The sequence below is a fragment of the Streptomyces sp. NBC_00386 genome (genome assembly GCF_036063235.1).
Lineage (GTDB): Bacteria > Actinomycetota > Actinomycetes > Streptomycetales > Streptomycetaceae > Streptomyces.
This window is the reverse complement of sequence record NZ_CP107950.1, coordinates 6,039,324-6,062,012: the sequence shown is the minus strand read 5'-3', so window position 1 is coordinate 6,062,012 and position 22,689 is coordinate 6,039,324. Positions and strand designations below refer to the sequence as shown.

The following is a 22,689-nucleotide window of genomic DNA, read 5'->3' as shown; positions in this document are numbered from 1 at the left end:
GCTTTCCGTTTTTTCGTTGCCACTCACGGGTTCACCGGGCCCCGCACGGGAGCCCGGTGGTCGCGTACGAGCCTCAGCGGGCCTCGACCGGCACGAAGTCGCGCTCGACGATGCCCGTGTAGATCTGACGCGGGCGGCCGATGCGGGAGCCGGGCTCCTTGATCATCTCGTGCCACTGGGCGATCCAGCCCGGCAGCCGGCCGAGGGCGAACAGGACCGTGAACATCTCGGTCGGGAAGCCCATGGCGCGGTAGATCAGGCCGGTGTAGAAGTCGACGTTCGGGTAGAGGTTGCGCGAGACGAAGTAGTCGTCGGAGAGCGCGTGCTCCTCCAGCTTCAGCGCGATGTCCAGCAGCTCGTCGGACTTGCCGAGAGCGGACAGGACGTCGTGCGCGGCGGCCTTGATGATCTTCGCGCGCGGGTCGAAGGACTTGTACACCCGGTGGCCGAAGCCCATCAGGCGGACGCCGTCCTCCTTGTTCTTCACCTTGCGGATGAAGGAGTCGACGTCGCCGCCGTTGGCCTGGATGCCCTCGAGCATCTCCAGGACCGACTGGTTGGCGCCGCCGTGCAGCGGGCCCCACAGCGCGGAGATGCCGGCGGAGATCGAGGCGAACATGTTCGCCTGCGAGGAGCCGACCAGACGCACGGTGGAGGTCGAACAGTTCTGCTCGTGGTCGGCGTGCAGGATCAGCAGCTTGTCGAGCGCGGAGACGACCACCGGGTCGAGCTCGTAGTCCTGCGCGGGGACCGAGAAGGTCATGCGCAGGAAGTTCTCGACGTACCCGAGGTCGTTGCGCGGGTAGACGAAGGGGTGGCCGATCGACTTCTTGTACGCGTACGCCGCGATCGTCGGAAGCTTCGCGAGCAGCCGGATCGTGGAGAGGTTGCGCTGCTTCTCGTCGAACGGGTTGTGGCTGTCCTGGTAGAAGGTCGACAGCGCCGAGACGACCGAGGAGAGCATCGCCATCGGGTGGGCGTCGCGCGGGAAGCCGCGGTAGAAGTTCTTGACGTCCTCGTGCAGCAGGGTGTGCTGCGTGATCTCGTTCTTGAAGGTGGAGAGCTCGTCGACGTTCGGGAGCTCGCCGTTGATCAGCAGGTAGGCCACCTCCAGGAAGGTGGACCGCTCGGCCAGCTGCTCGATCGGGTAGCCGCGGTAGCGGAGGATGCCCTGCTCGCCGTCGAGATAGGTGATCGCGGATTTGTAGGCGGCGGTATTGCCGTACCCACTGTCCAGCGTCACCAGACCGGTCTGGGCGCGGAGCTTGCCGATGTCGAAGCCCTTGTCGCCGACGGTGCTGTCGATCACCGGGTAGGTGTACTCGCCATCGCCGAACCGCAGTACTACAGAGTTGTCGCTCACGTCATCCCTCACCGACGTTGTGCCTCTTCTTCGAGGTGCCCTGACTGTCTCTACCATCCCCCATTTGGCCCTGGAGAGTGCACTCGGGGTCGACCATTGGGCCTATTGGCGGCACTCAGTGCCGCCAACCTGCTCATCCTGCCGCGTTCGCCCCGCAACCGGAAGTGCTCTGTGACCTTCATGACTCGTTTGATCGATCATTTTTTGTGATGGACCTCGCGCCGTGTCCGAAAGGCCCCGTTCGGCGCTCGGGCAGGGCCTTTCGCCGTGCGGGGAGGCGGTGGTTCACGAGCCGGAGAGCCGGAAGTCCAGGGCCGTGCACCGGCGTCCCGCGGACACCGTACGCACCGCCTGGCCTATCGCCTTGCGCGAACCGACGAGAACGACGAGCTTCTTGGCCCGGGTGACCGCCGTGTAGAGCAGATTGCGCTGGAGCATCATCCAGGCGCCCGTGGTCACGGGGATCACCACCGCCGGGTACTCGCTGCCCTGGGAACGGTGGATGGTCACCGCGTAGGCGTGGGTCAGTTCGTCGAGCTCGTCGAACTCGTACGGCACCTCCTCGTCCTCGTCGGTGCGCACCGTCAGCCGCTGCTCGACCGGATCCAGGGAGGTGACGACACCCACGGTGCCGTTGAAGACGCCGTTCTCGCCCTTGTCGTAGTTGTTGCGGATCTGGGTGACCTTGTCGCCGACCCGGAAGACACGGCCGCCGATCCGCTTCTCGGCGAGGTCCGGGCGGCCGGGGGTGATGGCCTGCTGGAGCAGTCCGTTCAGATGCCCCGCGCCGGCCGGACCCCGGTGCATGGGCGCGAGGACCTGGATGTCCCGGCGGGGGTCGAGACCGAACTTGGCCGGAATCCGCCGGGCCGCCACGTCCACGGTGAGCCGCCCGGCCTCCTCGGTGTCGTCCTCGACGAACAGGAAGAAGTCCTTCATGCCGTCGGTGAGCGGATGCTGCCCCGAGTTGATCCGGTGCGCGTTGGTCACCACACCGGACTGCTGGGCCTGGCGGAAGACTTTGGTGAGGCGCACCGCGGGGACCGGGCCCCGGTCGGCGAGCAGGTCGCGCAGCACCTCGCCCGCGCCGACGCTCGGAAGCTGGTCGACATCGCCGACGAAGAGCAGATGGGCACCCGGCCCCACCGCCTTGACCAGCTTGTTGGCGAGCAGGAGGTCGAGCATGGAGGCCTCGTCCACGACCACCAGGTCGGCGTCCAGCGGCCGGTCCTTGTCGTAGGCCGCGTCTCCGCCCGGCTTGAGCTCCAGGAGCCGGTGCACGGTGGAGGCCTCGGCTCCGGTCAGCTCCGCCAGGCGCTTGGCGGCGCGGCCGGTGGGCGCCGCGAGAACGACCTTGGCCCCCTTGGCACGGGCCAGCTCCACGATCGAGCGGACCGTGAACGACTTGCCGCAGCCCGGTCCTCCGGTCAGCACGGCGACCTTCTCGGTGAGCGCGAGCCGGACCGCCGCCTCCTGCTCGGGGGCCAGCTCAGCGCCCGTACGCCCCTTCAGCCAGGTCAGTGCCTTGTCCCAGGCCACGTCGCGGAAGCCGGGCATCCGGTCCCGGTCGGCGCGCAGCAGGCGCAGCAGCTGCGCGGACAGCGAGAGTTCGGCGCGGTGGAAGGGGACCAGGTAGACGGCCGTGACCGGGTCGCCTCCGTCCGGGCCGGGCACCTTCTCCCGTACGACACCGGGGTCCTCACCGTCCTCGGCGGGGGCCGCCAGTTCGGCCAGGCACTCGATGACCAGGCCGGTGTCGACCTGGAGCAGCTTCACCGCGTCCGCGATCAGCCGTTCCTCGGGGAGGTAGCAGTGGCCCTGGTCGGTGGACTGCGACAGGGCGTACTGAAGGCCGGCCTTGACGCGCTCCGGGCTGTCGTGCGGGATGCCGACGGACTGGGCGATCTTGTCGGCGGTGAGGAAGCCGATGCCCCAGACGTCGGACGCCAGGCGGTAGGGCTGGTTCTTCACGACCGAGATCGACGCGTCGCCGTACTTCTTGTAGATGCGGACGGCGATGGAGGTGGACACCTCCACGGTCTGGAGGAAGAGCATGACCTCCTTGATCGCCTTCTGCTCCTCCCAGGCCTCGGCGATCCTGCCCGTGCGCTTGGGGCCGAGGCCGGGAACCTCGATGAGCCGCTTCGGCTCCTCCTCGATGATCCGCAGGGTGTCCAGGCCGAAGTGCCCGGTGATGCGGTCGGCGAAGACCGGTCCGATGCCTTTGACCAGGCCGGAGCCGAGATAGCGGCGGATCCCCTGGACGGTGGCCGGGAGCACGGTCGTGTAGTTCTCCACGGTGAACTGCTTGCCGTACTGCGGGTGGGAGCCCCAGCGGCCCTCCATGCGCAGGGACTCGCCGACCTGGGCGCCGAGCAGGGCACCGACGACGGTGAGCAGATCGCCCGCCCCCCGGCCGGTGTCGACCCGGGCGACCGTGTATCCGTTCTCCTCGTTGGCGTACGTGATGCGTTCGAGCACGCCTTCCAGCGTGGCCAGTCGCCGCTCGCCTGTCTGCGCGGCCCCCGCCTGATCGGTCATGATGCGACGGTACCGCCCGCCTCCGACAGTGTTCGGGCGCTGTGGACGACCCACCCGATCACGGCCCGCCGAGGACGTCGCGAGCGCGGCCGCGAAAAGTTCGAGGGGCGGAGAAATTTCGAGGGGCCCGGTCCGTCGACCGGGCCCCTCGGTTTTCCCCTCCGTATCAGAACCCCCCGCGATCCCCCCGGATCCCCCTCCAAAGGTCCTGATGCCACGTACGACCCGCGAAGTCGCGAAAGGGTTGCACGGCTTCCGGATTTTTTTCCGGCAGCCCTTTCGACGTGAACCGTCACGTGACGCGGCGTGAACCGAACAGGCCTGTGGCACATGCCAGATGCACTAAACGCCTCCGGCGGGCATTGCATCACTTGTAGTGAACCCGCAGGTCAGGAGGGTAATTGGGGTGGATCGCCGCCAATACTGTGGACGTCCCCCCACCTCTCCCACAAGGAGCGCAACCATGTCCGAGAGCACCGAGCCCGAGATCGGCCCGTTCACGATCGGCGATCCGCTCGCCTCACCCGGCAACCCGATCGAGGTACCGGACCGCGACGACGAGTGGACCGTCCCCAAGGGCTTCACCTGGGTCTTCCGCGGCGACGGCAACAGGGAGCTCACCCGCCCGGTGATCATCGCCGACGGCTTCAACCCCGGCGAGAGCGACCTCAAGAAGCTCTACCAGTTCCTGGAGGGCGAGCAGTACGGCTTCATCGGCGAGCTCCGCCGTCGCGGCATGGACGTGATCCTGCTGGGCTTCAAGAACCGCACGGCGTCCGTCCTGGACAACGCCGAGGCCGTCGAGGCGACCGTCCTGGAGACCATCGCCCACCGTGTCGGCGGCCACCGGCTGGTCGTGGGCGGCTTCAGCATGGGCGGGCTGATCACCCGCTACGCCCTGGCCAAGATGGAGAGCCGGGCCATGGACCACCAGACGGGGGTGTACTTCTCCTACGACACCCCGCACCGCGGCGCCTCGATCCCCATCGGGGTCCAGGCGTTCTCCTACCTGCTCCCCCGGGGCCTCGACCTCAAGCCCCACCCTTTCACCCAGCAGATGGACAGCCCGGCCGCGCGGCAGATGCTGTGGCAGCACTACGACAACAAGACCGGGAAGACCGTCGTCGCCCCGGAGCGCGAGGCGCTGCTGCGCGAACTCGACCGGGTCGGCCGGTGGCCGCAGATCCCGCTCAAGGTGGCCGTCGCCAACGGCCGCGGCGACGGCGTCGGGCTGCCCGAGATCGAGCCCGGTGAGGTCGCGCTGCGACTCGACGTCCGCTACCCCGGCACCACCTTCTACACCCAGGCCCAGGGTGACGACGTGACGGTCGCCTATCTGAAGCGGACGTTCCCGGCGACCGAGAAGACCATCACGACCGACGGCTTCCCCGAGCTGGACGGCGCACCCGGCGGCACGCTCGCGACGTACGGGATCCTCGCCCAGTCGATCGAGGAGGCGGGCGGGGAGGCCGACCTGCGGCACGCCGAGGTGTGCTTCGTCCCCTCGGTGAGCGCGGTCGACATCCTGGACTTCGAGGAGCAGGCCGACCTGTACGCCGAGGTCGACGGCCTGGACCCGGAGAAGAGCGGCCTGGACGCGTTCCTCTGTTCCTCCACGACGACGGCGCACACCCTCCCGACCGAGGAGCTGTGCACCTGGCTGATGGACCACTTCGAGAAGTGACCGGCGTACCCGTCGCCCGTCTCCCCCACGGGCGGGCGACGGCCCCTCCTCCATCACCTCCTCGGACCGGGATCCGGGGGCGGTGCGATCCGGGGTCCGGGGTCCGGTCCCGGGTCCCGGGTCCCGGGTCCCGGGTCCCGGGTCCCGCTGTCACCGGACCACGTGCTCCACGAACCGTGCCGCCGTCTCCGCCAGCACCTCGCGCCCGTCCCTGGCCCACAGCTCCTCGTTGAAGAGTTCGACCTCGATGGGTCCGGTGTAGCCCGCCGCCTCGACCAGGCCGCGCCACACCCGGAAGTCGACCGAGCCGTCGCCGAGCTGGCCGCGGCCGTTGAGGACACCCTCGGGAAGCGGGGTGGTCCAGTCGGCGAGCTGGAAGCTGTGGATCCGGCCCCCCGCCCCCGCACGGGCGATCTGGGCGGGCGCCGTGTCGTCCCACCAGAGGTGGTACGTGTCGACGGTGACGCCCACCTGGTCGGCGGGGAAGCGTTCCGCGAGGTCCAGGGCCTGGGCGAGGGTGGAGACCACGCAGCGGTCGGCCGCGTACATCGGGTGCAGCGGTTCGACGGCCAGGCGCACGCCGCGGGAGGCGGCGTACGGGCCCAGTTCGCCGAGCGCGTCGGCGATGCGCTCGCGGGCGCCGCGCAGGTCCTTCGAGCCGGGCGGCAGACCGCCGGAGACCAGGACGAGGGTGTCGGTGCCGAGGACCGCGGCCTCGTCGACGGCGGCCCGGTTGTCGTCCAGCGCGCGCCGCCGCTCCCCCGGGTCGATCGCCGTGAGGAAGCCGCCCCGGCACAGGGTGGTGACGGCCAGACCGGCGTCGTGGACGAGCTTCGCGGTGGCGTCGAGGCCGTACGACCGCACGGGTTCGCGCCACAGGCCGACGCCCGTGACACCCGTCTCCCGGCAGGCCGCGACCAGTTCGGGCATCGAGAGCTGTCTGACCGTCATCTGGTTGACGGAGAAGCGGGCGAGGGCGGTCATGGGGTCACTCCGTACAGGGCGAGCAGGGTCTTCATCCGGGTCTCGGCGCGCCCTGGGTCCGGGAACAGGCCCAGTCCGTCGGCCAGTTCGTAGGCGTGGGCGAGGTGCGGCAGGGAGCGCGCCGACTGGAGGCCGCCCACCATCGCGAAGTGGTCCTGGTGGCCCGCGAGCCAGGCCAGCAGGACGACACCGGTCTTGTAGAAGCGGGTCGGGGGCTGGAAGAGGTGCCGGGACAACTCGACGGTGGGGTCGAGGAGTTCGCGGAAGCCCTTGACGTCACCGGTGTCCAGGACCCGTACGGCCCGCGCGGCGAGGGGGCCGAGCGGGTCGAAGACGCCGAGCAGCGCGTGACTGAAGCCGCGCTCGTCGCCCGCGATCAGCTCGGGGTAGTTGAAGTCGTCGCCGGTGTAGCAGCGGACGCCGTCCGGGAGGCGGCGGCGCAGTTCGACCTCCCGACGGGCGTCCAGCAGGGAGACCTTGACGCCGTCCACCTTGTCCGGGTGTGCGGCGATCACCTCCAGGAACACCTCCGTGGCCGCGTCCAGGTCACCGGAGCCCCAGTAGCCCTCCAGGGCCGGGTCGAACATCGGGCCCAGCCAGTGCAGGATCACCGGGTCGGCGGACTGGCGCAGGAGGTGGCCGTAGACGTCGAGGTAGTCCTCGGGTCCGGCGGCGGTCGCGGCGAGCGCCCGGGATGCCATCAGGATCGCCTGCGCGCCCGACTCCTCGACGAGCGCGAGCTGTTCCTCGTACGCGGCCCCCACCTCGTGGAGCGTGGCCGGGCCCGTGAGCTGGTCCGTGCCGGCGCCGCAGGCGATCCTGCCGCCGACGGCCCTGGCCTCGGCCGAGGAACGCCGGATCAGTTCGGCCGCCCCGGCCCAGTCCAGGCCCATCCCGCGCTGGGCGGTGTCCATCGCCTCGGCGACACCGAGGCCGTGCGACCACAGATGGCGCCGGAAGGCGAGCGTGGCGTCCCAGTCGACGGCGGCGGGCGCGTCGGGCGAGACGTCCGCGTACGGGTCGGCGACGACGTGCGCGGCCGAGAAGACCGTACGGGAGGCGAGGGGCGCGCCGTCGGGAAGGACGGCGAGGGGGTCCCTGCGCGGCTCGTAGGTCCGCAACCGGCCGCCGGCCCCCGGGAGTCGGATGGTCACAGCGAGATCTCCGGCACGTCGAGGCGGCGGCCCTCGGCCGAGGACTTCAGGCCCAGCTCGGCGAGTTGCACACCGCGGGCACCGGCGAGGAGGTCCCAGTGGTAGGGGGCGTCGGCGTAGACGTGCCGCAGGAACAGCTCCCACTGGGCCTTGAAGCCGTTGTCGAACTCGGCGTTGTCGGGGACCTCCTGCCACTGGTCACGGAAGGAGTAGGTGGCCGGGATGTCCGGGTTCCAGACCGGCTTGGGGGTGGAACCGCGGTGCTGGACGCGGCAGTTGCGCAGTCCAGCGACGGCCGACCCTTCCGTGCCGTCGACCTGGAACTCCACGAGCTCGTCGCGGTTGACGCGCACGGTCCAGGAGGAGTTGATCTGGGCGACCGCGCCGCCCTCCAGCTCGAAGATGCCGTAGGCGGCGTCGTCGGCCGTGGCGTCGTAGGGCTTGCCCCGCTCGTCCCAGCGCTGCGGGACGTGGGTGGCGGTCAGCGCCTGCACCGAGGTGACGCGGCCGAACAGCTCGTGCAGGACGTACTCCCAGTGCGGGAACATGTCGACGACGATGCCGCCGCCGTCCTCGGCGCGGTAGTTCCAGGAGGGCCGCTGGGCGCTCTGCCAGTCGCCCTCGAAGACCCAGTAGCCGAACTCCCCGCGGACGGACAGGATCCGACCGAAGAACCCGCCGTCGATCAGCCGCTTCAGTTTGAGCAGGCCGGGGAGGAAGAGCTTGTCCTGGACGACGCCGTGCTTGACGCCCGCGGCGTGCGCGAGGCGGGCCAGTTCAAGGGCTCCGTCGAACCCGGTGGCGGTCGGTTTCTCCGTGTAGACGTGCTTGCCGGCGGCGACGGCCTTCCTGAGGGCCTCCTCGCGGGCGGACGTCACCTGGGCGTCGAAGTAGAGGTCGACGGACGGATCGGCGAGCACCGCGTCCAGGTCGGTCGACCAGTGATCGAGGCCGTGCCGCTCGGCGAGCGCCTTCAGCGCGCTCTCACGACGGCCGACGAGGACGGGCTCGGGCCACAGCACGGTGCCGTCGCCGAGGTCGAGGCCGCCCTGGTCACGCAGGGCGAGAATCGAGCGGACAAGGTGCTGGCGGTAGCCCATGCGTCCCGTCACGCCGTTCATGGCGATCCGCACCGTCTTGCGTGTCACGTCATTCCCTTCGTACGCGTCAGGCGCCGAGCACGCTCACAGGTGAGCGTGCTAGCAAGCGCTTTCTATCTGCTGAGAAGCTAGCCTCTGTGCAGCGGTCCGGACAAGACCACCGCGAAGTCGAGTTGTTCGAGGGGGCGAACGGCGGGGGCCGTTGGCCGTATGGTCTGCACGGACCCTGCCCACAGGAAGCGGCGCACCCGGCCTTCTGCTCCGTGTTCGACGCCGTACGACGCCGTACGACGAGACAAGACCAGGCACGACGACGTACGAGACGTACGAAGTGGCACGACACAACGCGCGACCGGAGGACGACGAGATGACGGTGACCCTGGCGGACGTGGCGGCCCGCGCGCAGGTCTCTCCCGCGACGGTGTCGCGCGTGCTGAACGGGAACTACCCCGTGGCCTCCTCCACGCGTGAGCGGGTGCTGCGGGCGGTGGACGAGCTGGACTACGTGCTGAACGGGCCGGCGAGCTCGCTGGCCGCGGCGACCTCCGACCTCGTCGGCATCCTGGTCAACGACATCGCCGACCCCTTCTTCGGGATCATGGCCGCGGCCATCCAGTCGGAGATCGGCGGGCCCGGGGGGCGCGCGGGCGGGGAACGCCTCGGGGTCGTCTGCAACACCGGCGGCTCCCCGGAGCGCGAGCTCACCTACCTCACCCTCCTCCAGCGCCAGCGTGCCGCCGCGGTCGTGCTCACCGGCGGCGCCATAGAGGACACCGCGCACGCGGGCGCGGTCGCGGCCAAGCTGCGCAAGCTGACGGAAGCGGGCACCCGGGTCGTGCTGTGCGGGCGGCCGCCCGCGCCGGAGGCGCCCGGGGCGATCGCGCTCACCTTCGACAACCGCGGTGGCGGCAGACAGCTCACCGAGCACCTGATCGGCCTCGGGCACCGGCGGCTCGGATACATCGCGGGACCCGAGGAACGCACGACGACCCGCCACCGGCTGGAGGGCCACCGCGCCGCGCTCGACGCCCACGGCATCGAGGACGACCCCCGGCGCACCGTGCACGGCCGCTACGACCGCCGGTCCGGTTACGAGGCGACGCTGGAACTCCTGCGCCGTGACCCGTCGTTGACGGCGGTCGTCGCCGCGAACGACACCGTGGCGCTGGGCGCCTGCGCGGCGCTGCGCGACTCCGGTCTCGACATCCCCGGCGACGTGTCCGTCGCGGGCTTCGACGATCTGCCGTTCAGCATCGACGCGGTGCCCGCCCTCACGACCGTACGGCTGCCGCTCTCCGAGGCGGGCGCCCGCGCCGGGCGGATCGCCATGAGCCGCGAGGAGCCGCCGCCGGGCGGGATCGCCACGGTGCGCGGCGAGCTGATGGTGCGGGGGTCCGCCGGGGTTCCCCGGGACTGACCTCCCCTTCCCGAACTCCCCTGGGCCTGGCCCCACTGCCGCGAGGGGTCTCCCGGGGGCCGGGTTCCCGGGGGCTCAGCCTTTCTTCGCCCCCTCCGCCCCTGCCCGTCCCGTATCCGGGGCTCCGCCCCGGACCCCGCTCCTCAAGCGCCGGAGGGGCTGAATGTTGCCCCTGCACCCAAAAGGCGGGCCCGGAGGGAGGCAGCCCCCTGGGGCTCCGCCCCGGACCCTGCTCCTCAAACGCCGGAGGGGCTGGAAATCACGCCCGCGAGGAACGGCGCCCAAGCCACCACGCACCCGCAGCGAACGGCCGAAACCACGACGCACCCGCAGTCGGCAACGCACGGAAGGGGCCGTGCCGGTACATCAGATGCCCGTCGCTTACGCCCGGATCGAGCAGCGGTTCGCTCCTGGACCCACGTCTGATCCAACGGCGACGGGCGGATGTACCGGCACGGCCCCGACCCACAACGCACCCGCACCCGCACCCGCACCGCAGACGCCAGCGCAGCGCACCCGCACCGCGAACGCCAGCGCAGCGACCCGGCGCCGGGAGGGTAGGCCCGGGAGTTCCGGCGGTTCTATGCTCGGGGCGGCGATTATCTCTGACTGGGTCAGGTATCCAGGAGGAGCAGGCCGACCGCGACCGTGCACAGCCGACCTTCGGGGCCGATCATGACCGTCCAGGACATCCGCTCCTTCAACCGCTTCTACACGAACGTCATCGGCGCGCTCGACTACGGCCGCCATCTCTACGCGCCGTACACGCTGACCGAGTCCCGCGTCCTCTACGAACTGGCGCACACGCCCCAGGCGGACGCCGCCGACCTCCGGACCCGACTCTCCTTGGACTCGGGCTACCTGAGCCGGATCCTGAACAAGTTCGAGCAGGACGGACTGGTCGAGCGGGCCGCGTCCGAGAAGGACCCGCGGCGCCGCCGGATCACGCTCACCGCGCGCGGCCGGGACGCCGCCGCGCTGCTGGACGAGCGGGCACGCCAGAGCGTGGGCACGCTGCTGGCGACCGTGCCGCCGGCCGACCGGCCGCGGCTCGCGGAGGCGATGCGCACGGTACGGACCCTCCTGGGGGACGGGCGGGCCGCGCCGGGCCCCGAGGACGTCCTCCTGCGCGAGCCGGGACCCGGCGACCTCGGCTGGATCGTGCAGCGCAACGCGGCGCTGTACGCGGCCGAGTACGGCTGGAACGCCGACTACGAGGGCCTGGTCGCGAGGATCGTCGCCGACTTCGCCGAGGACCACGACCCCCACCTGGAGCGGGTGTGGATCGCCGAGCTCGACGGGCGGCCCGTCGGGTGCGTGATGTGCGTACGGGACGACGCTCCCGGCACCGCCCGCCTCCGGCTGCTGCTGGTCGAGCCGGAGACACGGGGGCTCGGCATCGGCGACCGTCTCGTCGGGGCCGTCACCGACTTCGCCCGCGGGGTCGGCTATCACGAGCTCGTCCTGTGGACCAACGACGTCCTGGCCGCCGCCCGGCGGATCTACCAGCGCCACGGCTTCGCCCTGGTCGCCGAGAAGCCGCACCGGTCCTTCGGCGCGGACCTGACGGGCCAGGACTGGCGGCTGGACCTGCGCGCCGGCCAGGAATGACACGGACCGCGGCATGCGCACAGTGTCTGTCGGGGCACGTGCCCAGGGCCTGTCCGGCGTGATCCGCCGCTCGAGCCCCGCCGCCCGGACGCGCGCCGCAGTGTCCGGAGTGCGGACAGCGCGTCCGCCCGCTGAACGGATCCGCATCGCGGAGTTAACGCAACCACCCACCGTACGGATCCGCTCACGCAACCTGGGTGCGGAATCGTGCTCCCCCAAGTCACCTATTCTTTGGGGGAGTTGGCATATATGCAAGGCACCGTGGACGGCTTCGAGTTCGGGGTGGCGACTCCGGCGGCCTCCTACATCGTCGCCTGTGTGGCCAGCGCCCTGGGGCTGCGCTGCGTCGTCCGTTCACTGAACAACCGGCAGTCGTGGAAGCCCGGTTGGCTGGCGCTCGGGGCGGGGACCATCGGCTGCGGCATCTGGACCATGCACTTCGTCGCGATGGCCGGCTTCAGGATCCAGGGGATCCCGATCGGCTACGACGCCCGGCTGACATCGCTGAGTCTCGTGGTGGCGATCGCGCTGGTCGGCATCGGCGTCTTCACCGTGGGATACCGCGGGGCAACCCCCGTCACCCTGACCGCGGCCGGGATCCTCACCGGGCTCGCCGTGGTGGCCACGCACTACACCGGCATGGCCGCGCTCGAACTGAACGGGTCCCTGGAGTACGACTCGCTCACGGTGTCGGCCTCCGTGCTGCTCGCGGTCACCGCCGCGACCGCCGCGCTGTGGACCGCCGCGTCCTACCGGGGTTTCCCGGCCGCCCTCGGCGCCAGTCTCCTCATGGGCGTCGCGCTGACCGGTACGCACTACACCGGCATGGCCGCCCTCGGAGTGCATCTGCGCGGCGCCACGGACGCGTCGTACATGACCGGGGCGCACGGCACCAGCTCGTCGGCCTCGGTCCTGCTCCCCATGCTCATCGGACCGGTCGTCTTCCTGATCCTGGCCGGAGTCGTGGTGATGTTCGACCCCCAGCTCGTCCTCGGCGACGGGGAGTGGAGCCGGGTCACCCCGCGCCAGCGCCGGGCCGCGGCGGCCGTGCCCGAGCCCCCCGCGCAGCCCCCACAGACCGGCTCCCTCTTCGATCCCCGCGACCAGCACGCGGGCCGGCACGCTAGCCCGCGCGGGCGGTGAGCCGCGCCGTCCCGTCCAGACACCACTCCAGCACGGCGGGCCAGGGGCCGTACCCGGCGTCCATGGCGAGATGCCCGGCCCCGGGCAGGATCTGTGTCGGCACGCCCAGAGGCTCGCCGTAGACGGTACCGGCGCCCTCGGGGCAGTACGGGTCGTCGTCGCCGGCGATCAGCCGGGTGGGCCCGGGGAGGGTGAAGTCCTTCGCGGTCAGGGCGAATCCGGCGATCTCCGGCAGCCCCGCGAGGACGGAGGCGGAGGGCGGGGCGACGAGCAGCACCCGGTCGACACCGGCCGCCCCCGGCAGCTCACGGGCGGCGGCGTGCAGCCACAGCACGGCCGAGAGGCTGTGGGCGACGACCACGCGTTCGGATCCGCGCAGGGCGTCCAGGTGGCGGGCCAGCTCCGCCAGCCACACCTCCAGGTCCGGGTCGTCCGGGTCCGGGAGCTGCGGATAGACGACGTGCCGGCCGAGCTCGCCGAGCCGCCCGGCGAGCCAGTGCTGCCAGTGGCCCTCCGGGCGGTGGTTCTGCCAGCCGTGCAGGATCAGGAAGGACTGCGGGTCCCGCGCGTGGCCGTCGTTCGCGAGATCACCGGTGTCGTACGTGCTCATGGCACCGATCGTTTCCGATTCACGGCCCCTCGGTCCAGTGGCTCCGGCGATCCGTCGCAGGCGGAGGCCTCCGGATCGCCCGCGCGGCCCCGGCGACAACGCGCCGCGCCTCGGCGCCACCTGATCCGAACGACGGACCCTAGGACCGGCGGACCGTCGCGTCGGCCGCCCGGGACGACGCCCGGGCCACCCTCGCGGACAGCCGGTCCCGGCACTCGGGCCACTCCGCCGCCGTCACCGAGAAGACCGCGGAGTCGCGCAGCAGGCCTTCCTCGCCGGGCGCCCAGGAGCGGGACCAGTTGCGCAGGACGCCCTCCAGGCGGGCGCCGGTGCTCGCGATCGCGGCGCGGGAGCGGGCGTTGCGGGCGTCGGTCTTCAGGTCCACGCGTGCCACGCCCCACTCCTCGAAGGCGTGCCCGAAGAGCAGGAGCTTGGACTCGGCGTTCAAGCCGGTGCCCTGGGCCGAGGCGGCGAGCCAGGTGAACCCGACCTCGACGGCGTCGAGCCGGTCGTCCGACCGCCAGCACCGCGGTTCCCAGTACGAGGTGGCACCGACCGCCCGTCCGGAGGCGAGGGAGATCTGCGCGTAGGGCGCCAGCCTGCCCGTCGCGGCGCGGGCGAGCTGCGCGTCGACGTAGTCCCCGACCTCGTCGGCCCGGGGCACCCAGGTGAACGCGTACGAGTCCCGGCGTTCCTCCGCCGCCTCGGCGAGGTCGGCCGTGTGCCCGTGTCCGAGCGGCTCCAGCCGTACCAGCGTGCCTTCGAGGACCGGCCCCTCCAACTGGAAACCCAACGCCCCGCACCCCTTCGCCGACCGGTATGTGTCCGCTGCGATTTCTATGCGGTGGGGGCGGCGCGTGTCCAGCGGTTATACGTCCTCGACGGTGCCGGCGAGCCGGGCGCGTTCGGCGGCCAGGACGGTGAGGTGGCTGGTCAGGGACTCGCGCGGGCCCGACTTCACCAGACCGGGGTTCCCGGTGGCGACGGCGGCGACGAAGGCGTCCATCAGTCCGGCGTCACCGCCCCCGTGGCCGCCCGCCGCGTCCATGCCGCCCGGGCCCGCGAGGTCGACGGCCTCCTCGGTCCGGGTCAGGAAGTCGTAGACGCTCAGACTCCCGCCGTCACCGCGCAGTTCGCCGCGGGTCCCGAAGATCCGGGTCCGGCGGTCGGCCTGTTCGGTGAAGGCGGTCATGGTGAAGGTGGCGGTGGCCCCGGAGGCGAACTCCATCGACACCACCTGGTGGTCGACCACGTCGTTGTCGCAGGCGTACACGCACCGCCCGTACGGGCCTTCGCGCAGGGCGGTCTCCAGGGCCCCGGGGGTGAAGTCGTCGACGAGCACGCTCAGCGGCCAGTGGTGTTCGCCGCGGGCGAGCCGGTCGCCGTACTCGCGCCGGGCGGAGTAGGGGCAGGTGTTCTCCACCGCGCAGTCGAGGCAGCGGTCGGCGGCGCCCTCGGGCCTGTTCTCGGGCCGGAAGTGCGACAGGCGTCCGAAGCTGGAGACGCGGACGGGGGGTTGCCCGAGGACGTACTGCAACCAGTCGATGTCGTGGCAGGACTTGGCCATCAGCATGGACGTGGCCCGGTCCGTACGGCCCCAGTTGCCCCGGACGAAGGAGTGCGCCTGGTGCCAGAAGCCGACGGGTTCCAGGTGCTGGACGTTGACCACGTCACCGAGCCGGCCGGAGTCCACCACCTCCTTCACGGCGCGGGTGTACCGGGTGTAGCGCAGGACGTGTCCGACCGCGAGGATCACCCCGGCCTTCTCCACGGCGTCGACGATCCGCCGGCACTCGTCCTCGGTCAGGGCCATCGGCTTCTCCAGCAGGATGTGGTAGCCGAGGGCCGCGAACTCCAGGACGGGCTCCAGGTGTTCGCGGTCGAGGGTGCAGACGAGCACGGCGTCCGCGATCCGGCCGCGGGCGGCCAGCACCCGCCAGTCGTCCACCGCGGCGTCCGGTTCCAGGCCGTGGGCGGCCGCGAACCGGTCGCGCCGGGCCTCCCGGGGCTCGGCGACGGCCACCACCCGGGCCCGCTCCGGGTGGTCCAGGGCCCAGCGCGCGTGACCGGTCCCGCGGTCCCCGGCACCGACGACGGCGAGTGTGACAACGGAGGCGACGGGAGACATCTGTTCACCGCTTTCCCGGTCGGGGCACAGGCGCGGTCGGCGCCGTCCGTCGCGAAGCTAGCCGCTCCGGATCTTCCCGACAAGACGTCGGTGGCGGACGCCGGGACCGCTCAGTCCTCGTCCCCGGCGGCTGCCCAGGCCCCGAACACCTCGTGGAAGGCGGGGAACGTCTTGCGGACGCATCCGGGGTCGTCGAAGACCATGCCCGGGGCGCGCAGGGACGTCACGGCGAAGGCCATGGCGATGCGGTGGTCGCCGTACGTCCTGATCCCGGTGGCGGCGGGGACGCCCGGGTGGATCTCGATCCAGTCGGGGCCGGTCTCCACCCGGATGCCGAGCCCCCGGAGGTTCTCCGCGCAGGCCTCCAGGCGGTCGCACTCCTTGACCCGGGTGTTGGCGACGTCCTCGATGCGGACCGGACCGGTGGCGAAGGGCGCGATCGCGGCGAGCGTCGGCATGGTGTCGGAGATGTCCCGCATGTTGACGGTGAGGCCGCGCAGTTCGCCGGTGCCGCGCACTGTCGTGCGGTCGGGCCCGGTCTCCACGTGCGCGCCCATCCGGCGCAGGACGTCCACGAAGCCGAGGTCGCCCTGGAGCGCCCCCGCGCCGAGGCCGTGCACGGTGACCTCACGGCCGGTCAGGGCGGCCGCCGCGAAGAAGTAGCTCGCGGTGGAGGCATCGGGCTCGACGGGGTAGGTGGTGGCCCGGTAACCGCCGGGCGCCACCTCGAAGACGTCGCCTTCCACCGTCACGTCCGCCCCGAACGCACGCATCATCGCGAGGGTGATGCCGATGTACGGGGCGGAGACCAGGTCGGTGACCTCGATGCGCAGGCCCGTGCGGGTCAGCGGGCCGAGCAGGAGCAGGGCGGTGAGGTACTGGGACGACTGGCCGGCGTCGAGGGTGACCGTGCCGCCCTCCACCCCGGCCGCCTCGATGCTCAGCGGGTGGTGGCCCTCCGCCTCCTCGTGCCGCAGGTCCACGCCCAGGTCGCGCAGCGCCTTCGACAGGGGTCCCAGCGGGCGCCGGCGCATCTGGGCGGAGGCGTCGAAGCGGTAGGTGCCGTGTCCCGCGGCGACGAGGGCCGGCAGGAAACGGGCCGTGGTCGCGCCGTCCCGGCAGTACACGTCGGCCCGCGCCACCGCCGGACCCCCCGGGCGGCCGTCGACGTGCCAGCTGTCCGGGGTCCGGCCGACGCGGTAGCCGAGCCGGGTCAGGCCCTCGGCGAAGCCCTCGGTGTCGTCCGAGCGGAGCGGGCGGACCAGGCGGGTGACCCCGTCGGCCGCCGCGGCCAGGAAGAGCGCGCGGGCGGTGATGGACTTGGAACCGGGAATGTCGACGACGGCCATGGGGTCATGCTGGCGCCCCGGCCCGCTCCGGCGCCGGAACGTCCGCCGACTGGACCTTTCGTGGCGTCCGTGAGGTGAGCGCCACCCCGCCCACCAGCAGGGCCGCCGCCGCCCACCGCAGCGGGCCGACGGACTCGTGCAGGAACAGCGCGGCCGACGACATCCCGAAGACCGGGACGAGCAGCGAGAAGGGCGCGACGGTGGACGCGGGGTGCCGGTGCAGCAGCCAGCCCCAGGCGCCGAAGCCGAAGACGGTGGTGATCCAGGCGACGTAGACGACGACTCCGGCGCCCTGCCAGTCGAGGGCGCGCAGCGCGTCGAGGTCGCGGGAGGGACCCTCGGTGAGCAGGGACAGGCCGAGCAGCGGCAGGACGGGGACGGTGCTCACCCACACCATGAAGTTCAGCGCGTCGGGCGGGGACGCCTTGCGGGTGAGGACGTTGGATACGCCCCAGCAGGCCGCCGCCGCGATGACCAGGGCGAAGGCGCCGAGGGGGCCGGTCGTGCCCTCGTCGACGGCGGCGAGGCCCACACCGGCGAGCGCCACCGCCATGCCGTACAGCCTGACGCGGGTGGGGCGTTCGCCGAGGAAGGCGAAGGCGACGATCGCGGTGAAGACGGCCTGGATCTGGAGCACGAGGGAGGACAGTCCGGCGGGCATCCCCGCGTCCATGCCGATGAACAGCAGCCCGAACTTCGCGACGCCGAGGGCGAGTCCGACCGCCACGATCCACTTCCACGCCACCTTGGGGCGGCCCACGAAGAACACGGCCGGCACGGCCGCCACCAGGAAGCGCAGAGCCGAGAAGAGCAGGGGCGGGAAGTGGTCGAGTCCGACCTCGATGACGGTGAAGTTCACGCCCCAGACGGCGGCGACGAGGACGGCGAGGCTGATGTGTGCGGGTCGCATACGTCGAGCATCGGACGCCACCACCATGTAGCACCAGCGCGAATGTCTGCATGGATGGATGAAGCAACGCTTACGTAAGCTGGATGGCGAGCGACATCGGCGTGCGACATCGCGGACCGGGAGGCCTCCATGCTCGATCTTCAGCGCCTGCGGGCCCTGCACGCCGTCTCGGTGCACGGCACGGTCGGCGCAGCGGCGGCCGCGCTCGGCTACACCCCGTCCGCCGTGTCCCAGCAGATCGCGAAACTGGAGCGGGAGACCAGGACCGTTCTGCTGGAACGGCGCGGACGCGGCGTCCGGCTCACCGAGCAGGCCGAACAACTCGCCGCCACGGCCCAGGAGTTGCTGGCGATCGTGGAGCGGGCGGAGACCGAGCTGGAGGAGCGCCGGGGGATGCCGGCGGGACGGCTGACGGTGGCCGCGTTCGCCTCGGCGGCCCGTGGTCTGATGCCCGCCGTCCTGGCCGATCTGGCCGCCCGGCACCCGGCCCTGGACACCCGGCTGACGGAGATCGACCCGCATCTGTCCGTCGACCTGGTCGCCAGGGGCGCGGTCGACCTGGCCGTCGCGCACGACTGGGACATCTCCCCGCTGCCCGCCCCGCCGGGGGTGGAGCAGGCGGTGATCGGGGACGACCTGTGCGATCTGCTCGTCCCCGCCGGACACCCCTTCACCGGGCGGGCCTCGGTGCGGCGCGAGGACCTGGGCGGACAGCGGTGGATCTGCCAGCCGCCCGGGCGGGTCTGCCACGACTGGCTGGTGCGCACCCTGCGCGAGGCGGGCTGCGAGCCGGACATCGTCCACCAGGCCGAGGAGAACCCGACCCTCATCGCCCTCGTCGCCGCCGGTCTCGGTGTCGCCCTCATCCCGCGCCTGGGCCGCGGCCCCCTCCCCGACGGGGTGGTGGAGGTTCCGCTCGACCCGCTGCCGGTCCGCCGGCTGTACGCGCTGTGGCGCTCGGGGGCGGCGCGCCGGCCGGCCATCGCCGAAACGGTCCGCACGCTCCGGTCGCACTGGCCCGCGGTGGCGAGCCGCGGCTGAGCGACCCGGCCGGCGCGGCCACCCCGCCCTCGGCCGACAGCACGTCGTCACCGGCGCGCCCCCTTCCGACTGCGCCGGTGACGGCCCTTTCGCGGATACTGTGCACACTCTTGACTGGAAGAAACTTCCCGGATAATCGTGACTCCTCGGAAGTTTCCTTCACGAGGGAAGGAGCGCTTGTGCGCGACTCCAGCACGGGAAGCACCGCAAGACCCTCCGGGCCGGCCGAGCCGGAGAGACCGTCAATGCCCTCCCGGCGTACGGTTCTCGCCGCCACGGCGGGTATCACCGCCGCGCTGGCGGCCGGCCCGCGCGCCCACGCGGCCGACGCCCGCCCGCACGACGACAAGGCCCTGCGCGCCCTGATCTCCCGTATGACACTGGAGGAGAAGGTCGGCCAGCTCTTCGTCATGCGGGTGTACGGCCATTCGGCCACCGCGCCCGACCAGGCCGACATCGACGCCAACCTCAAGGAGATCGGCGTCCGCACGGCCGCCGAGCTGATCGCCAAGTACCGCGTCGGCGGCATCATCTACTTCGCCTGGGCGCACAACACCCGCGATCCGCACCAGATCGCCGTGCTGTCGAACGGGATCCAGCAAGCCTCGCTGGAGCTGCCGCGCGGGCTGCCGTTGCTGATCTCCACCGACCAGGAACACGGGATAGTGGCCCGGGTGGGCAAGCCCGCGACACTGTTCCCGGGCGCCATGGCGCTGGGCGCGGGCGGCTCGCGGGCCGACGCCCGGACGGTGGGCCGCATCAGCGGGGCCGAACTGCGCGCGATCGGCATCAGCCAGGACTACTCCCCCGACGCCGACGTGAACGTCAACCCGGCCAACCCGGTGATCGGCGTGCGCTCCTTCGGCGCCGACCCGGACGCGGTGGCGGGCCTGGTGGCGGCCGAGGTGAAGGGGTACCAGTGCTCGGGGGTCGCGGCCACGGCCAAGCACTTCCCCGGCCACGGCGACACCGCCGTGGACAGCCACTTCGGCTTCCCCGTCATCACCCACAGCCGTGAACTGTGGTCGGAGCTCGACGCGGTGCCCTTCCGGGCGGCGATCCGCGCCGGCATCGACTCGATCATGACCGCGCACATCATGGTCCCGGCGCTCGACCCCGCCGGAGACCCCGCCACCCTCTCCCACCCGATCCTCACCGGCATCCTGCGCGGCGAACTCGGCTACGACGGCGTCGTGGTGACGGACTCGCTGGGCATGGAGGGCGTGCGCACGAAGTACGGCGACGACCGCGTCCCCGTCCTCGCGCTCAAGGCCGGTGTCGACCAGCTCCTCAACCCGCCGGACCTGGGCGTCGCGTGGAACGCGGTGCTGAACGCCGTGCGCGGCGGCGAGCTCACCGAGGCCCGGCTCGACGAGTCGATCCTGCGCATCCTGCGGCTCAAGGCGAAGCACGGACTGCTGAGCGACCCGTACGTCCGTGACACGGCCGTCGACCGGGTGGTCGGCGTCCCGGCGCACCTCAGGGCCGCCGACCGGATCGCCGAGCGCACCACGACCCTGCTGGTCAACAAGGAGAGGCTGCTCCCGCTGTCCCGCCGGCGCACCCCGAGGGTGCTGGTGGTGGGCGCCGACCCCGCCTCGCCGTCACTGTCCGACGGGCCGCCCACCACCGTCGTGGCCGCCGAGCTGACCGGGCTGGGCTTCACCGCGACGGCCCTGTCCACGGGGACAGCCCCGTCGGCGGCCACGATCGCCAAGGCCGTCGCGGCGGCGGCCGACGCGGACGCGGTGGTCGTCCTGACGTACAACCTGACGGCGACCGGCTCCCAGAAGACGCTGGTCGAGAGTCTGGTCGCCACGGGAGTCCCGGTGACCGCCGTCGCCATCCGCAACCCGTACGACATCGCCCGGATCCCGGGGGTCGGCGCCTGTCTGGCCTCGTACTCCTGGACCGACGTCGAGGTGCGCGCCGCCGCGCGGGTGATCGCCGGCCGGGTGGACCCCCGGGGCAGGCTGCCGGTGGCGGTACAGCGGGCGGACGACCCGGCGCAGGTCCTGTACCCGATCGGGTACGGGCTGAGGTACTAGCGGTACGCGGCCCGCCCGGGCGCCGCGCCGGTGCGCGCGCCCGGAGGAGAGCCGGCGGGCCGCGCCCGCCCGTGTGAACGCGGGAGGGCGCGGCCCCGATCCGGTCAGGGACGCAGGGTCATGTCCCGTTCGGTGTCCCGGTGGTCCAGCTTCGCGTCGAACCTCGCGAGCGGCCGGGCCGCCGAGGGGTCCGCCTGGACCGTCGCGGAGGCGACGCCCGCCCAGTCGAGGACGCGGGCGGTGGCGAGCGCCTTCTCGTCGGCGGCGAGCCCGGCGACGTTGGCACCGTGGTTCAGGCCCGGAGCCGTGAAGACGTAGGAGTCGCGCGCCTTGGAACCGAGACGGAACCGCTCGGCTCCCCAGGGGTCGTTCTGGCCGTAGACGAACAGCATGTGGTGCGCGTTCCGGCGGACCCAGCCGTCCACGTCACGCATCGCGGAGGGCTGGAACCTCATCGGGATGGAGCGCGGCACGAAGGTGCGCGGGGCCTGGTAGCCGTAGCGGACGTACTTCTTCTCGATGTGCGGGAAGTGGATGGTGGGCGCGCCCAGTTGGGTGCCCGCCTGGTAGTAGTACGGGGTGTACGGCTCCAGGCCCTGGTCGGTGTAGAACGAGAAGCCGGAGATCGCGTCGACGGAGTTCCAGATGTCGTCGTCGCTCGCGTGCGCGGCGTCCGCGGGGATCGTGTCGCAGTCCTTCAGCAGGCTGTACTGCCAGAAGCCCCACACGTAGTCGAGCACGACCGCCTCGTACGCCTTGTCGAGGCTGCCGACCGTGGTGAAGGTGTAGCCGTTCTCGGCGGCGTAGTCCGCGTACTTCTTCTCCAGCGGCTCGCGGCGCACGAGGGCCTCGCGCTGCACGGCGTTCAGCCTGTCGCGGCACTCCTTGGTGCCGACCGACGCGAAGAAGCGGTCGTACGCCGAGTCCTCGTCGTTCACGACGTCGTTGGGCGCGACATAGGCGACGACGCCGTCCATGTCGTGCGGGTAGAAGCGCTCGTAGTACGTGGCGGTCATGCCGCCCTTCGAGCCGCCGGTGGAGATCCACTTCTTGCCGTAGACCGGCTTGAGGGCCTCGAAGATGCGGTGCTGGTCACTCGCCGCCTGCCAGATGTCGAGCTTGGACCAGTCGGCCGGGTCGGGCCGGGACGGCGTGAAGTAGCGGTACTCCATGGAGACCTGGTTGCCGTCCACGATCTGGGTCGGCTCGCGTCGGCTCGGTGTGGTCGAGACGTTGTAGCCGCCGGTGTAGAAGACCGTCGGGCGCGAAGTGTCCTTGTGCAGCAAGGTGATCCGCTGCTGGAACGTGCCCTTGGACGGGTGCCGGTGGTCGACCGGCTGGGTGAAGTTCAGGACGAAGAACCGGTATCCGGTGTACGGCTTCTCCTGGACGAGGCTCATGCCCGGAATCGCGAGGAGCCGGTCCAGGATGTCCTTGCCCTCGTCGGCCGTGCTGGTTGCTCCTGTGGTGCCGTGGGCCTCCGGCTGGACAGCGGTGGCCGTCCCCGCCGTGCTCAGCGTGCCGATGAGCACCGTGAGCACGAGCAGCCCTCTGAGCGCCTTGCGCATGCACCCTCCCCTGGGAACACTCGGTTGTCCGCCGGAAC

The 22,689-nt window shown here is 71.6% G+C and carries 17 protein-coding genes; 6 read left to right on the top strand and 11 right to left on the bottom strand.

Annotation, left to right across the window (positions count from 1 at the left end; all coding sequences use genetic code 11):
* Positions 1-73: 73 nt before the first annotated feature.
* Positions 74-1,363 (bottom strand): citrate synthase, encoded by a 1,290-nt coding sequence (locus OG780_RS26650; protein WP_328452257.1) that lies wholly within the window; start codon positions 1,361-1,363, stop codon positions 74-76.
* A gap of 285 nt (positions 1,364-1,648) precedes the next feature.
* The gene (recD2, locus tag OG780_RS26645) at positions 1,649-3,904 is read right to left on the bottom strand and encodes an SF1B family DNA helicase RecD2 (RefSeq protein ID WP_328452255.1); all 2,256 of its coding nucleotides are present in this window, start codon (positions 3,902-3,904) and stop codon (positions 1,649-1,651) included.
* A gap of 463 nt (positions 3,905-4,367) precedes the next feature.
* On the opposite strand from recD2, the gene OG780_RS26640 reads away from it, so the two are divergent.
* Entirely contained in the window at positions 4,368-5,588 is a 1,221-nt protein-coding gene (locus tag OG780_RS26640) for an esterase/lipase family protein (RefSeq protein WP_328452253.1), read from the top strand.
* A 150-nt stretch (positions 5,589-5,738) separates the two neighbouring features.
* On the opposite strand, the gene OG780_RS26635 is transcribed toward OG780_RS26640, so the two are convergent.
* Genes OG780_RS26635 through OG780_RS26625 form a run of 3 tightly spaced genes read right to left on the bottom strand, consistent with a single transcriptional unit; the run spans position 5,739 to position 8,874 of the window.
* Entirely contained in the window at positions 5,739-6,572 is an 834-nt protein-coding gene (locus OG780_RS26635) for a sugar phosphate isomerase/epimerase family protein (protein WP_328452251.1), read from the bottom strand.
* Positions 6,569-7,726: a dihydrodipicolinate synthase family protein gene (locus OG780_RS26630; protein WP_328452249.1), complete on the bottom strand. Its 1,158-nt coding sequence runs from the start codon at positions 7,724-7,726 to the stop codon at positions 6,569-6,571. The genes OG780_RS26635 and OG780_RS26630 overlap by 4 nt, the downstream gene beginning before the upstream one ends.
* Complete coding sequence (locus tag OG780_RS26625; protein WP_328452247.1) at positions 7,723-8,874, bottom strand: Gfo/Idh/MocA family protein; 1,152 nt, start codon at positions 8,872-8,874, stop codon at positions 7,723-7,725. The genes OG780_RS26630 and OG780_RS26625 overlap by 4 nt, the downstream gene beginning before the upstream one ends.
* 319 nt (positions 8,875-9,193) lie before the next feature.
* Between OG780_RS26625 and OG780_RS26620 the strand changes: the two genes are divergently transcribed.
* The 3 genes from OG780_RS26620 (at position 9,194) to OG780_RS26610 (ending at position 12,997) form a co-directional block, all read left to right on the top strand.
* The gene (locus OG780_RS26620) at positions 9,194-10,243 is read left to right on the top strand and encodes a LacI family DNA-binding transcriptional regulator (protein WP_328452245.1); all 1,050 of its coding nucleotides are present in this window, start codon (positions 9,194-9,196) and stop codon (positions 10,241-10,243) included.
* A 675-nt stretch (positions 10,244-10,918) separates the two neighbouring features.
* Positions 10,919-11,854 carry a bifunctional helix-turn-helix transcriptional regulator/GNAT family N-acetyltransferase gene (locus OG780_RS26615; RefSeq protein WP_328452243.1) on the top strand — a complete coding sequence of 312 codons (936 nt, stop codon included), beginning with the start codon at positions 10,919-10,921 and terminating at the stop codon, positions 11,852-11,854.
* A gap of 249 nt (positions 11,855-12,103) precedes the next feature.
* Positions 12,104-12,997 (top strand): MHYT domain-containing protein, encoded by an 894-nt coding sequence (locus OG780_RS26610; RefSeq protein ID WP_328452242.1) that lies wholly within the window; start codon positions 12,104-12,106, stop codon positions 12,995-12,997.
* On the opposite strand, the gene OG780_RS26605 is transcribed toward OG780_RS26610, so the two are convergent.
* From OG780_RS26605 to OG780_RS26585, 5 genes are all read right to left on the bottom strand, one after another.
* Positions 12,978-13,607, bottom strand: a complete 630-nt coding sequence (locus OG780_RS26605) for an RBBP9/YdeN family alpha/beta hydrolase (protein ID WP_328452240.1) — start codon at positions 13,605-13,607, stop codon at positions 12,978-12,980. The two genes, OG780_RS26610 and OG780_RS26605, sit on opposite strands and share 20 nt — an antisense overlap.
* A 139-nt stretch (positions 13,608-13,746) precedes the next feature.
* A complete protein-coding gene (locus tag OG780_RS26600; protein WP_328452238.1) occupies positions 13,747-14,400 on the bottom strand; it encodes a GNAT family N-acetyltransferase in 654 nt (217 codons plus the stop codon).
* 75 nt (positions 14,401-14,475) lie between these two features.
* On the bottom strand, positions 14,476-15,735 hold the full coding sequence (locus OG780_RS26595; RefSeq protein ID WP_328452236.1) for a Gfo/Idh/MocA family protein: 1,260 nt from the start codon (positions 15,733-15,735) through the stop codon (positions 14,476-14,478).
* A gap of 110 nt (positions 15,736-15,845) precedes the next feature.
* Positions 15,846-17,084 (bottom strand): 3-phosphoshikimate 1-carboxyvinyltransferase, encoded by a 1,239-nt coding sequence (gene aroA / locus OG780_RS26590; protein ID WP_328452234.1) that lies wholly within the window; start codon positions 17,082-17,084, stop codon positions 15,846-15,848.
* A 4-nt stretch (positions 17,085-17,088) separates the two neighbouring features.
* A complete protein-coding gene (locus OG780_RS26585) occupies positions 17,089-17,994 on the bottom strand; it encodes an EamA family transporter (RefSeq protein ID WP_328452232.1) in 906 nt (301 codons plus the stop codon).
* A gap of 129 nt (positions 17,995-18,123) precedes the next feature.
* On the opposite strand from OG780_RS26585, the gene OG780_RS26580 reads away from it, so the two are divergent.
* On the top strand, positions 18,124-19,035 hold the full coding sequence (locus OG780_RS26580; protein ID WP_328452230.1) for a LysR family transcriptional regulator: 912 nt from the start codon (positions 18,124-18,126) through the stop codon (positions 19,033-19,035).
* Between the two features lie 179 nt (positions 19,036-19,214).
* Positions 19,215-21,083 (top strand): glycoside hydrolase family 3 protein, encoded by a 1,869-nt coding sequence (locus OG780_RS26575; RefSeq protein WP_443062211.1) that lies wholly within the window; start codon positions 19,215-19,217, stop codon positions 21,081-21,083.
* Between the two features lie 104 nt (positions 21,084-21,187).
* Here OG780_RS26575 and OG780_RS26570 read toward each other — a convergent pair whose 3' ends face one another.
* On the bottom strand, positions 21,188-22,651 hold the full coding sequence (locus OG780_RS26570) for a S28 family serine protease (protein ID WP_328452226.1): 1,464 nt from the start codon (positions 22,649-22,651) through the stop codon (positions 21,188-21,190).
* Positions 22,652-22,689: the final 38 nt, after the last annotated feature.